The sequence below is a fragment of the Flavobacterium sp. DSP2-3-1 genome (assembly GCF_049896865.1).
Lineage (GTDB): Bacteria > Bacteroidota > Bacteroidia > Flavobacteriales > Flavobacteriaceae > Flavobacterium.
In genome coordinates this window covers 168,398-182,098 of the sequence record NZ_JAFCVD010000003.1, presented here as the reverse complement: position 1 = coordinate 182,098, position 13,701 = coordinate 168,398, and the positions used below count along the sequence as shown (strand labels likewise).

Sequence of the window (13,701 nt, the reverse complement as noted above, 5' to 3'; positions counted from 1 at the left end):
AGAAGTCATGTCAGCTAAGAGACAAAAATAATCATAATATAATAGTTAATTTTCCCTTAAATTATTAACTAAAAACGAAGTTTAATTTGTTAATAAATCATTGAAATAAGTATTTTAAAATTAGTTTAAAAATTTCAAAAAAGCGTATATTGGCACGTTTTGAAACTAATATAATTATTTAATATAACAACCTATGTCTGAAGGAGAAAAGTTAATTCCTATTAACATTGAAGATGAAATGAAAACAGCTTACATCGATTATTCGATGTCAGTAATTGTATCAAGAGCACTTCCAGATGTCAGAGATGGCTTGAAACCAGTACATCGAAGAGTACTTTATGGAATGCATGATTTAGGAGTAAACTCCAGATCTGCCCATAAAAAGTCCGCAAGAATTGTCGGGGAAGTTCTTGGAAAATATCACCCACACGGTGATACCTCTGTTTATGATGCCATGGTTCGTATGGCACAAGAATGGAGTATGCGTTATTTATTGATTGACGGTCAAGGTAATTTTGGTTCCGTGGATGGGGATAGTCCTGCGGCAATGCGTTATACGGAGGCTAGAATGCGTAAAATTTCGGAAGAAATCTTGGCGGATATAGATAAAGAAACTGTTGATTTTAAATTAAATTTTGATGATACTTTAGAAGAGCCAACAGTTATGCCAACGCGTGTTCCTACCTTATTAATAAATGGGGCAACAGGAATTGCAGTGGGTATGGCTACAAATATGCCTCCTCACAACTTAACCGAGGTAATCAACGGTACGTTAGCCTTCATGGATAATAATGATATAGAGATTGATGAGTTGATGACGCATATCAAAGCCCCCGATTTTCCTACAGGTGGTATTATATATGGATATGAAGGCGTTCGTGAAGCATTCAAAACAGGTAGAGGACGTATTGTAATGCGTGCCAAAGTAGGTTTTGAAGAAGTGGACGGAAGAGAATGTATTATTGTTACCGAAATTCCTTATCAAGTTAATAAGGCCGATATGATTAAGCGTACGGCTGATTTGGTTAATGATAAAAAAATTGATGGAATTGCGAATATCCGAGATGAATCGGATAGAAACGGGATGCGTATCGTTTATATTTTAAAACGTGATGCTACGCCAAACGTAGTTTTAAATACACTTTATAAATTTACACAATTACAGTCTTCTTTCAGTGTAAACAATATTGCAATTGTAAAAGGGCGTCCGCAAATGTTGAATCTGAAAGATCTGATTCATTATTTTATAGAGCACCGTCATGATGTGGTGACTCGCAGAACGCAATTTGAATTGAAAAAAGCGGAAGCTAGAGCACATATATTAGAAGGTTTGATTATCGCTTCGGATAATATTGACGAAGTAATTGCTTTAATCAAAGCTTCAAAAAGTACCGAAGAAGCAAGAGAAAAATTAATCGAAAGGTTCAATTTATCCGATATTCAATCTCGTGCAATTGTTGAAATGCGTTTGCGTCAATTAACAGGTCTTGAACAAGATAAGTTAAGAACAGAATACGAGGAAATCATGAAGTTAATCGAGCATTTAAAAGCTTTATTAGCAGATGTAAACTTAAGAATAGCCTTGATTAAAGAAGAACTAACGGAAATTCGTGATAAATATGGCGATGAACGTCGTTCTGTTATTGAATATTCAGGAGGAGATGTAAGTATTGAAGATTTAATTGCCGATGAAAATGTAGTTATCACGATTTCTCATGCAGGATATATTAAGCGTACGAACCTTACAGAGTACAAAACTCAGAATAGAGGAGGAGTTGGACAAAAAAGCGCTGGTACAAGAGATCAGGATTTCTTGGAGCACATGTTTGTGGCAACGAATCACCAATACATGATGTTCTTTACCCAAAAAGGAAAATGTTTCTGGATGCGCGTTTATGAAATACCGGAAGGAAGTAAAACGGCTAAAGGCAGAGCGATTCAGAACTTGGTAAATATTGAAAGTGACGATAAAGTAAAAGCATTTATTTGTACCCAAGATTTAAAAGATCAAGATTACATTAAAAGCCACAACCTTATTATGGTAACTAAAAAAGGTCAGGTTAAGAAAACTTCTTTAGAGAAATATTCTAAACCGAGAGTTAATGGTGTTGCTGCAATTACTATAAAAGAAGGCGATGAATTATTGGAAGCGAAATTAACTAATGGTGAAAGTCAAATTATCTTGGCACTTAAATCTGGGAAATTAGTTCGTTTTGAAGAAACAAAAACCCGTCCTATGGGAAGAACAGCTTCTGGAGTACGTGGAATTACTCTTAAAGATGAAACAGACGAAGTTATTGGCATGGTTACTGTTGACAAGGAAAATATTAACGATTCACAAATTTTAGTTGTAACTGAAAATGGATATGGTAAACGTACCAAATTAGTCGATGAAGATGGTGAAGATGTTTATAGAATTACTAATCGAGGAGGAAAGGGTGTCAAAACACTTAACATTACAGAAAAAACCGGAAAACTTATTTCGATTAATGCAGTTACTGATGCTGATGATTTGATGATTATCAATAAATCTGGATTAACAATCAGAATGGCTATTGAAGATTTGCGTGTAATGGGACGCGCAACCCAGGGAGTTAAATTGATAAATCTAAAAGGTAAAGATTCGATTGCTGCAGTAACTAAAGTAATGAAAGACGATGTTGCAGAAGTGGTCGTTGACGAAGAAGGTAATGTCATAGAAACAGAAGCTATCGAAAGAGTGAAGCCTATTTTAGAAGTTCTTGAAGATGAAGGTGCAGATGAAGATGATGAAGAAGATGATTCTGAACAAGAGGAAGTTGATGACGAGGCTGAAGGTGACGACTAAGACGATCAAGCATAAATAAAAATAGATAACAAGAATAATTATAAAACAAACTTAGAATATTATGAAAAGTAAATATGTATTACTAGCATCAGCGTTATTGATATCAGTAGCTACTTTTGCTCAAAAAGATCAAATAAAAGCTGCTGAAAAATTATTAAAAGGAGGTAAATCGCAGGAAGCAGCAACGATCTTGATGGAAGCAGAGTCGTTACTATCTAATGCGACAGATGCTGAGAAAGCGCAGTTTTTCTTTTTAAAAGGAAATGCCTTATTGGATTTGGCAAACAAAAATGTTGATGCAAACACGAATCTTTCGCTTGCAGCAAAAGCTTATCAAGATTTAATTGCTGCTGAAAAAACTTCTGGAAAAGCTAAATTTTCAACACAGGCAGCTGCTTCAATTACTGATATTAAATTTAAATTGATTAACGGTGCAATTGCTGATTCAAAAGTGGATAAGCATTCAGATAGTGCTAAAAAATTATCTGACGCTTATTTGTTAGATAAGAAAGACACAATCAATTTGTATTACGCAGCTTCTACTTATGTTAATGCAAAAGAATATGACAAAGCGCTTGAATTGTATGATAATTTAAAAACGCTGAACTATTCCGGCAAAGGAACGAGTTATTTTGCTGTTAATAAATTAACTACTCAAGAAGATTTTTTTACTACTGCTCAAGAAAGAGACAGAATGGTGAAACTTGGAACGCATGAAAAGCCAAGAACTGAAGTTGTGCCTTCTAAAAGAGGAGAAATTTATAAAAATATGGCGTTAATTTTAGTTGAAAAAGGTAAAACTGAGGAAGCTAAAAAAGCAATCTCTGAAGCGAGATTGGCAAATCCTGAAGACACATCTTTGACTTTGACAGAAGCTAATCTTTATTTAGAAACAAAAGATTATGAAATGTACAAAAAATTAATCGCTGAAGTTTTGCAAAAAAATCCGAATGATGCGGATTTGATTTTTAACTTGGGAGTAATAAGTGCAAATGCAAAAAATGTTGCAGATGCTGAAAAATATTACAAAAGGGTTATAGAAATTAATCCAAAATATATCAACGGTTACATCAATCTTGCTGCAATGAAGTTAGAGAATGAAAAAGCAATTATTGACGAAATGAACAAATTGGGGACTTCTGCAAAGGATATGAAACGTTATGATGAATTGAAAAAGAAAAGAGAAGAGCTTTTTAAAGCAACAATTCCTTATCTTGAAAAAGCGGTTGAATTAGATCCTAAAAACGTAGATGTTTCTAAAACTCTTTTAGGCGTTTACAGCGCGTTAGAAATGACTGCGCAATACAAAGCATTAAAAGCAAAAATGTAAAATTTGCTTTTGAAATGTACAAAAAAACCTGTCTATATTTAGACAGGTTTTTTTATACTATTTTTTTAATTACTCTCAATTTGTGTGTATGCTTGTTTGTTTCAGCATTAAATATTCCTAAATGATCCAAGCGGTCTATCCGAACTTTTCCACTGGCGTGAATGATATAATTGTCGGCCATTATAATTCCAACATGAATGATGTTGCCTTCTTCATTATCAAAAAAAGCTAAATCTCCAGGTTCGCTCTCTTCAATAAAACTTAAGGCTTCTCCTTGCGTTGATTGTTGCGAAGCATCTCTCAGCAATTTGTAGCCATTGAGTTTGTATACCATTTGAGTAAATCCGGAACAATCTATACCAAAAGGAGTTTTTCCTCCCCAAAGATAAGGAGCATTCAAATACATAAAGGCTGTATTTAGTAGGCTTTCTTTAGTTTTCTCGCCGCTGGTTTTAGTTCCTTCAAAGTCAAAATTTGAAATATTTATCTCATTGTGATTTATAAACGATATCGAAGAACCAAGCGGAATCGGTATCAACAGACTATTTGGTGTCGTGATATATTCTATTAAATCGGCATTTAAAATTATGGCCTCGTTCGATAATTGATTAAAATTGGCTTCGGAAATCAGTTGTAATTGTTTTGAATCTATCCATCCTTCGTAACCGTCATATTGCATTCTGATTTTGGACCACTGTTTTAGTTGTTCTAAAATTTCAAAATGTTCACCAAATAAAACTTGAGAAACGGTTTCGCTTCTGTCATTAGGTTCAATTCTAAGTGGGATTATGGCTAGATTACAAATTCCGAACATTTAGATTCTTTTATGAGTTAAGAATTAAGAGTTATAAGTTTTTTATGCCGATAACTCTTAAAATATAATTATTTAAGCTCTTTCAATTACAATAGCTGATGCACCTCCGCCACCATTGCAAATTGCGGCAGCACCGATTTTAGCATTGTTTTGTTCTAAAACATTTAATAATGTAACGATGATTCTGACTCCGGAACAACCTAGAGGATGACCTAAAGATACGGCACCACCATTTACATTTACGTTGCTGTCACTTAAACCCAAAATTTTTGAATTAGCTAAACCTACAACAGCAAATGCTTCATTGAATTCAAAATAATCCACATCATTGATTGTTATTCCGGCTTTTTCCAATGCTTTTGGAATCGCTTTTGCAGGGCTTGTAGTAAACCATTTTGGCTCTTGCGCCGCATCAGCATATCCGTTAATATACGCCAATGGTTTTAGTCCTAAAGCGATTGCTTTTTCTTCACTCATCAAGATTACTGCTGCTGCACCATCATTTATTGTTGATGCATTGGCTGCGGTTACAGTTCCATCTTTTGTAAAAACGGCGTTTAGTGATGGTATTTTATCTAATTTTACATTAGTAAATTCTTCATCTTTGGAAACTATGATAGGATCTCCTTTTCTTTGTGGAACAGGAACAGGAACTATTTCATTGTCAAATTTTCCGGAATCCCATGCTTTTGCGCTACGCTCATACGATTGAATTGCGAAGTTGTCTTGGTCTTCACGCGTAAAGTTATATTCTGATGCACATAAGTCCGCACACACTCCCATAGCGCTGTTATCGTAAGCATCGGTAAGTCCGTCTTTCTGCATTCCATCAATCATGGTTGCAGGACCAAATTTAGTTCCGTTTCTCAAATGCATGTAATGTGGAATCAAACTCATGTTTTCCATTCCACCGGCAACCACAATTTCGGCATCGCCACATTGAATAGCTTGCGCACCCAACATAACTGCTTTCATTCCTGAAGCGCAAACTTTATTTATTGTGGTGCAGGCAACCGTATTCGGTAAACCGGCAAATATAGCAGCTTGTCTGGCAGGAGCCTGTCCTACGCCAGCTTGAACTACGTTACCCATAAATACTTCATCAATCAAATTTGGATCTAAATTTATTCTATCCAAAGCGCCTTTAATAGCTATTGCGCCTAATCTTGGAGCGGTAACTGTAGACAGTCCCCCCATAAAACTTCCGATAGGTGTTCTAACGGCAGAAACGATAACAACTCTTTTGTTCATGACTTTCATAATGTTAGTTTATGTAGCAAATTTAATCTTTTTTAAACAATTTCATATTTTGATGTTCAGATTATCTTTTTTAAATTTATTTTTATTCTATATGTTTGATTGTGAAGCTTTTTTATAAAAATGATGAAAAAGATTAAAAAAAAGAAGTAAAATAGTTGTGAGAAGTGTAAAGATGTCTTATTTTTGCAACCGCAAAACAGGTCACGTTTCCTTGAGCTTGGAGGGGTGCCAGAGTGGTAATGGAGCAGTTTGCTAAACTGTCATCGAGTAATCGGTGCCAGGGTTCGAGTCCCTGTCCCTCCGCTGTTATAATTTTGTTTTTCGGGGTGTAGCGTAGCTCGGTTATCGCGCCTGCTTTGGGAGCAGGAGGCCGCAGGTTCGAATCCTGCCACCCCGACTGAATTTTTTACATGAACAATGGAGGCATAGCTCAGCTGGATAGAGCACCTGCCTTCTAAGCAGGCGGTCGAAGGTTCGAATCCTTCTGCCTTCACAACAAAACTCACTGAATTCAGTGGGTTTTTTGCGTTTACTGATTTTTTGTATTTCTTGTTTTCGTACATTTACAGCAACAAAACGCAACTTTTTGCGACATTTTCACGGACAAATCATAAACATGAAAATTGAAATTAAACTGATCACTTCCCGAAAATAATTTTTTGAAGGGTTTTCTTTGGTGGTGTAAATTTCGCAACAAAACAAATGTAAATCCAAAACGTTTGCTTTTTGTGCAGCTAATCATTTTATGCAGGACAGAAAAACGATATTTAATTAGCATCCGGATTATGATGTTTTGGTACCTAATTAATATTGAATTGAAAATTTGAGCACGCAAATTGATTTTGAGTGGTGTTACGGATATTAAAAAAACGTTTCAGGTTATGTTTGCACTGGATTTTTTGCAAATTGTACTTTTGGATTATGCTAATTATCGAAGTCCCTTAGAATTGATAATTAATAAAAATATATTTTTTTTCATTTTAAATCTTTATTTGAATTCATCTTTTTTTTAAAGATATAATATTTTAATATTGGATTGTATTCTCTGCTAAAATTCTTTATAGTCGTGCTATTTCTTGTCTTAATACAAATGCTTCTTTAAACGTACTTGTGATCTGCTGTTGCAATTCTGTTGCATCTGGAATTGTTATATTTTTTTAAGCTCTTCAACTTTATCCTTATCTTTTCAATTTACGGAAGCAAACAACCGTAAAACAGATACAACTGACAACAATTATGGCATTTTTGGACAAATCTCAGCCTGTTACGTTGATGATTTTTCAACTTCCTACAAATGGAAAAATCGGAAATGGAAAGTTGTAATTACTAATTTCAAAAACAACAGTTATTTTACAAGTAGCGCTGTAGGTTATCCAAGTCCAGATATAATACCTTCTGATATTAAAACTTTTTACACAAATTAAGAATTTGTTTTTTAATGTTTTAGAGTAAAAAAAGGCTACCTGGCTTTTCTCCTAAAGTTAATGGTAAACATTAAAATTAGTGATTACTGGAAGTTGCCTAATAGTATTTTACCGTTCTTTTTCATCTCGCCATTTCTGGCATTTATATTTTATTAAAAACGAGCAACGGTATTTTGGCTTTGAAGGAATAATTGACTGAGTTACTGGAGAAAAATATTTTATCGAAAAAACTTCTGTTTTGTTGCGTGAACATGATTATCATTGCAGGTTTTGACCGCTTGATTACCGCTTCTATATTTGAAATTAAACTTTCGGCGAGATTGATCTTTTCGACATGCAGTTTGATATTATGCTTTGAATTTTTTTTTACCAGTTCATTTATGACGTTTTTACTGGTTTTTATTTCGGTTGGGTAATTGAAATGGAGTATTTCAACTTTTGCCTTTAATGGCTTTGTGAATTCAATTACTTTTATCAGTTCATTCTCAAGATTTACAAGGTCTGAGGCGTAGAGGATATTTTTTATTTCACTTCTGTGATAATTGTGTGGCACGGCTATAACAGGAACCGTGGAGTGAGTGATTAGACTGGAAGTGTTTGTCCCAAATATTTTTTTTAGTTTTCCTAGGCCTCTGGTGCTGATACAGATAAAATCGAATTTATTTTCCTGAGCATATTCCCTAATATTACTGTCTGCAAAAACAGCACTATTTATTACACAATCTTTTTTTTTGGAAACAACATCCATGTCTCTGTAAACCGATTCTACAAATTGGTTTAGTTTTTTTTGAATTTTATCAGCTTCTTTCCTTTCACAATCAGCAAAGGCGGAATCGCTCATTGACGTAAGATTTGCAATGTAATAGGAATGAAAAAAAGTCAGCTCAAATTTATTTTGTGATGCCAATTGAATGGCAAAACGCAAACCTGCTTTTGAGTTAGAAGAAAAATCGGTGGTAACAAGAATTTTATCCATAATCGTTTATGTTAATTATTATTTTGACTAAATACAATTCAATTGACTGATTAAACCTATTACGTTCTCCTACTTGATATTGATGATGTTGCAATGCTCAAGATTAAATTAATAACTATTACCAACAACACAATTTGTATTGGCAACTTGCAGAAATCAATCACCAACATTTTTAATCCCACAAAAATTAATTTAAAAGCAAGCCCCTTTTATAAATACCAGAATTTATCCATCAAACCCGTGAGTGGAAAATACGGAGAACGCAAGCGATGTATGGCGTACACATTTCAAGTGTGAACAATAAAATGCTCTTGCGTAGAGGCCAGTATTACACGAATGCTATCTGCCGAAAAAATCAAATCGGTGGTTTCAATCAACACCAAAACTAAAAATAAAGACGTTGCAAAAGGTTTTCCGTCTTGTTTTATACAAATTTTTCACTCATGCATATCACTGGTAACAGTCATTGCTCTTCTGAATAATTTTTACAGGGAATTTTTTTTGACTCAATTATTACCTCTTTTTGTGTAATCATCTTATATAATCTAAAAATCAATATCGCTTTAAAAACATAAATCGTCCTATAGAATTTCTCGCTTACGGCCACTCCCGCAAAAATAAAAGCAGCTCGCATTATCAAATCCCCGATCATTCTCCAAAACAGAATTTTATGCTAATGAATAGCAGGAGTGTTAAAATAAAAGTGAATACAAAAATATTATATATGCTCCATGCTTTTTCGATCACATAAACCGTAAAAAACTCCAATGCTTTTGTCTCACCTTCACAATAATAGAAAAGCATATCGAAGCACAAAGCAAGCGTCATCCGAACCCCTATCTAAATCAAAGATTATAAAACGCTTACTTCATGAGATTTACGATTAAATATCCCTAAATTTAATGCCAGAATCAGCAGTACAAATTCATTAAAACCAATCCAAAAACTCAAATCCGTTTGCATATTCACAAAATGTATAATTGATACTCTATGCTTATTTTGTCAAATTCAATTGGTCAATTTCATTGTTTACCAAAATTTTTGTCTGTTACCAAAATACGCACCTTTAGTTACGGTCAGACGATTTGCGTTTAAAAGCTGTTCGGGATTTACAGGCACAAATCGTTTTAAACGAAAATGCTTATGAAAGATAATAAGTTTTTTATCAAATGCCCAACAAAATTTTATACAATTAAAAAAACTTTACGCTTGTATAAATCCGTCACTGTTTATGATGGTTATATTTCTGACTTGTAATCCTATTTACTATTTTTTTGTTCGTATGCGGTTCGTTTTGTTGATATATAATACTTTGTAATTTTGATGCAGATGTTGTGTTAAAAAAATCTTGTTAAACACTCCAAACCTCGTGATCATTAACTAGTTTTAATGGTTCTTATGTTGTTTTGCACTAATTGTCCAAATAGTTTGATGAGTTTAGTCTGTTTGTTTTTTTATTTCATCTCGATAAGGATTGCATTTATTTTGTTTTGGATTTTCTTTGATTGGTTCGCAAGATATTTCATTTACTATGCTACAACCCACATTTCATATTTGTCAAACACTTCTTGATTACGAGTTTTACTTTTTCACTGTAATATTACATCTCAATATTTTTAAAATATTTTCTTTGAATCCATTTTTCAATACTGATGATTATTAGAATTGAAAAAGCGACCATGGCTGACACCCCCCATGCCTCCGCTTTTAATGGAGATGAATGAAACCAACGATTCATAAATGGAAAATAAACAAAAGCGGTCTGAACAAACAGTACTGTTGCAATTCCGATATAAATAAAAGGATTAGAGAAAAGCCCGATTTTATTGACTGAAAAATGAAGAGATCGGCAATCAATAAGATAAAACACCTGAAATAAAACCATTGCTGTTACAGCCATTGTTTGAGCTTCCGAAATGGCCAGTGAATGTGCTATGCCCCTGGACAGCTCATTATTATATTCCCAGAGAAATAATCCAATTGTTCCACCTGCCATTACCAAAGAAACTAGGATCATCCTGAAAATTATAAAGGAACTTAATAAAGGCTTCTTGGGCTTACGTGGAGGACGATTCATTACATCGGGTTCCATTGCTTCAAGCGCAAGCGGCAATGACAAGGCAACGGCAGTTATAAGATTGATCCACAATACCTGAACAGGTTGTATTGGGATGAGTAAAATTCCGTCTTTTGAGGGAAAAAACAACACAGCAATAAAAATAACCAATCCCAATCCTATACTTGTAGGCAGAAGAAATACAATAGATTTTAATAGGTTGTCAAATACTCTGCGTCCTTCTTCAACAGCCGCCTTTATACTTTCAAAATTATCATTGGTCAGGATCATGTCTGCCGCCTCTTTGGCAACAGCCGTACCACTGATACCCATAGCTACACCAATATCTGCACGTTTTAGTGCTGGGGCGTCATTTACACCATCTCCTGTCATGGCTACCACTTCCTCGCTGGCCTGAAGGGCTTTTACTAGATTTAATTTATCTTCAGGGGATACCCGTGCAAAAATATTGGTGTTTTTTACTACTTCTTGAATCTCTAGAGCATTCAAATTCTGAAGCTCCTTTCCGGTGATAACCCGATCTGCATTTATAAATCCAAGTTCCATGCCTATTGCTGCGGCTGTTGCAGGATGGTCGCCGGTAATCATTTTCACTGTAATACCTGCATTATGACACGATTTTATCGCTTCTTTTACTTCCATTCTTGGAGGGTCACTTATGGCCTGTATTCCTAAAAAAGTAAAATCGTAAAGATCCTCTTCCGTAATGAGTGATGAATGTTCGCTATCTAAGTTTCTGAAAGCGAAAGCCAATACTCTCATTCCTGTTCCTGCTAACTGTAAAGCCTCCGCTCGCACCATTTCTGTGTCAAAGACAATGGATGAATTTTCACTTTTTAATAAAAGTGGAATAACTGATTCAGGGGCGCCTTTTAGGTAAATTATTTTTTCTCCCAAAGGGGAGAGATGTAGCGTAGTCATTATTTTTTTTTCAGAATCAAAGGGTAATTCATCCAGCCTCGGCCATTTGCCTCTTAATTCATCTTCGTTTATTCCAAACTTCCCGGCTACTGCTATGAGGGCAACCTCTGTGGGATCTCCTACTGCTTTCCAAAGACCCTCATTATTATGAAGTGTTGCGTCATTGCACAATGCAGCAGCCCTTATCAGTTCTCCAATTTCATCATCTGTTCCTTTTTCATCTGAATTATTTTTTAAAATTTCACCATCAGTGTTAATGCCTACTCCTGTGACATTGAATTTTTGCTTTCCATTCCAAAGAACCTGAACGGTCATTTCGTTAAGGGTAAGCGTTCCCGTTTTGTCTGAGCAGATTACAGTGGTGCTACCCAAAGTCTCTACAGCGGATAAATGCCGGATAATAGCTTGTCTTTTTGCCATTCGCATAACACCGATAGCTGATGCGATAGTAATTACGGCAGGCAGCCCTTCGGGGATAGCTGCGACCGCAAGAGTAATGGCAAAAAATATTGCATCAATAAGTGTGTAATTACGAAATATTCCAATTAGAAAAACTAAGACACCAACAAATATGATGGAATATGTAATTCCCCGTGCAATTTTTTCAAGAGATTTTGTCAGTGGAGATTTGACTGACGTGGTGGTTTGAAGAAGTATGGAAATTTTACCGATTTCTGTTTTAACCCCTGTTAAAACAGCTACGCCTTCCGCAGTACCAGAAGTAATCATTGTACCGCTAAAAACCATATTCTTACGGTCAGCAACTCCTGCATCTGAGTCAATATTATCCGTGTGTTTTTCTACCGGGAAGGATTCGCCGGTAAGGATAGATTCATTACACTGCATGTTTTTTACGAATGTAAGCCGTAAATCTGCGGATACCTTGTCTCCAGCCTGAAGCAATACATAATCACCAGGTACAAGGTCAGCAGCCTGGATATTTTTTTGCTTTCCGTCTCTCATTACCGTAACATTCTCCGGTATCAATTGCAGAAGCCCCTGAATGGTTTTACCGGCTTGGTATTCTTGAACAAATCCGATAATAGCATTAATAATTATAACGCAAAATACCACTATTCCATCAGTGATTTTACCCATAGCTATGGCAAGGGTGGTAGCAGCAAGGAGAACATATATAAGCGGGTTAAGAAATTGCCTCAGCAAAATTTTAAAGGCACTTTCTCTATTTTGCCTGTGCAAAATATTGGGTCCTACTATTTTTAGACGTTTCTCTGCTTCTTTCGTATCAAGACCTTGCGAGGAAGCATTGAAGTTCTCTAATACATCATTATAAGAAACTGAATGCCATTTTTTATTTTGCAGTAATTGATCCATAATAACTTCATTTTATAGTTGTTATATTTTTAAATACAATTAAATAATTAAAAAACAGCGCGCTACTGGATTTGTTCAGGGTTTGTTTTGTGGTTTCTTATAATATTTTAACAAAAAATAAGCAAGACCGAGTGCAGCAATCATTAAAGCTAAACTCATAATAATATTACTACTTGTTTGCTGTATATCCAGTGTGATTATTTTAGTTGAAATAGCAATAATTGAGATTTCTATAATTTGAATAGTGGGAATTGTATCGGACGAAATAATTAATAGCAATGCTTTTATGAGCTCATATCCTACTGCTATGATCAGTATTAAATTAAATACTTCGAATAAGGTGGAAACTTCAATCAATAGATAAGGAGGAGCGATAATTTTTTTTAATTCTAAATAGATAAGATGTACTGTTCCCAAAATTAAAATTAAAGTCATAATGCTAATTAAAACACGAATTATATTTTTATTAGTGGCTGTAATTATTCTTAAAAATTTATCATCGCTCTTCATAGTATTTATTTTAACGGATTGAAGTTGCAGATTAATTATTTCAACTTTTAAGCGAGAACTTGTCAAATTGACAGAAAGCCCGCCGAAAATTGATTTTTTGTTTTTGATATTTTATGTTTTTCCTCTGTGTCAATTTTATCAGGGTTGTCTTTTACACTATAATGGTCCTATTATTACCAGTAAATTTAGTTATAAAAAAGTGTCTCTTTAGCAATATAATTATTTTT

At 34.6% G+C, this 13,701-nt stretch carries 8 protein-coding genes and 3 tRNA genes; 5 read left to right on the top strand and 6 right to left on the bottom strand.

The window, feature by feature from the left end; translation table 11 throughout:
* Positions 1–193 precede the first annotated feature (193 nt).
* Positions 194–2,827, top strand: a complete 2,634-nt coding sequence (gene gyrA, locus ACP7AT_RS04775) for a DNA gyrase subunit A (RefSeq protein ID WP_426063205.1) — start codon at positions 194–196, stop codon at positions 2,825–2,827.
* 61 nt (positions 2,828–2,888) lie between these two features.
* Positions 2,889–4,157, top strand: a complete 1,269-nt coding sequence (locus ACP7AT_RS04770) for a tetratricopeptide repeat protein (RefSeq protein ID WP_426063204.1) — start codon at positions 2,889–2,891, stop codon at positions 4,155–4,157.
* Positions 4,158–4,209: 52 nt separating this feature from the next.
* Here the strand turns inward: ACP7AT_RS04770 and ACP7AT_RS04765 are convergent, their stop codons facing one another.
* Both ACP7AT_RS04765 and ACP7AT_RS04760 read right to left on the bottom strand, forming a co-directional pair.
* On the bottom strand, positions 4,210–4,971 hold the full coding sequence (locus tag ACP7AT_RS04765; RefSeq protein WP_426063203.1) for an NlpC/P60 family protein: 762 nt from the start codon (positions 4,969–4,971) through the stop codon (positions 4,210–4,212).
* A gap of 72 nt (positions 4,972–5,043) precedes the next feature.
* Positions 5,044–6,222 (bottom strand): acetyl-CoA C-acyltransferase, encoded by a 1,179-nt coding sequence (locus ACP7AT_RS04760; RefSeq protein WP_426063201.1) that lies wholly within the window; start codon positions 6,220–6,222, stop codon positions 5,044–5,046.
* Positions 6,223–6,450: 228 nt separating this feature from the next.
* Between ACP7AT_RS04760 and ACP7AT_RS04755 the strand changes: the two genes are divergently transcribed.
* From ACP7AT_RS04755 to ACP7AT_RS04745, 3 genes are all read left to right on the top strand, one after another.
* Positions 6,451–6,534 (top strand) — tRNA-Ser (locus ACP7AT_RS04755).
* Between the two features lie 19 nt (positions 6,535–6,553).
* A tRNA-Pro gene (locus ACP7AT_RS04750) sits at positions 6,554–6,628 on the top strand.
* Positions 6,629–6,650: 22 nt separating this feature from the next.
* Positions 6,651–6,724 (top strand) — tRNA-Arg (locus ACP7AT_RS04745).
* Positions 6,725–7,797: 1,073 nt separating this feature from the next.
* On the opposite strand, the gene ACP7AT_RS04740 is transcribed toward ACP7AT_RS04745, so the two are convergent.
* From ACP7AT_RS04740 to ACP7AT_RS04725, 4 genes are all read right to left on the bottom strand, one after another.
* Positions 7,798–8,631 carry a universal stress protein gene (locus ACP7AT_RS04740; RefSeq protein WP_426063200.1) on the bottom strand — a complete coding sequence of 278 codons (834 nt, stop codon included), beginning with the start codon at positions 8,629–8,631 and terminating at the stop codon, positions 7,798–7,800.
* A gap of 287 nt (positions 8,632–8,918) precedes the next feature.
* Entirely contained in the window at positions 8,919–9,059 is a 141-nt protein-coding gene (locus ACP7AT_RS04735; protein ID WP_426063358.1) for a TerC family protein, read from the bottom strand.
* Between the two features lie 1,172 nt (positions 9,060–10,231).
* Positions 10,232–12,964 (bottom strand): cation-translocating P-type ATPase, encoded by a 2,733-nt coding sequence (locus ACP7AT_RS04730; RefSeq protein WP_426063198.1) that lies wholly within the window; start codon positions 12,962–12,964, stop codon positions 10,232–10,234.
* A gap of 75 nt (positions 12,965–13,039) precedes the next feature.
* Complete coding sequence (locus ACP7AT_RS04725) at positions 13,040–13,474, bottom strand: phosphate-starvation-inducible PsiE family protein (protein ID WP_426063197.1); 435 nt, start codon at positions 13,472–13,474, stop codon at positions 13,040–13,042.
* Between the last annotated feature and the right edge of the window lie 227 nt (positions 13,475–13,701).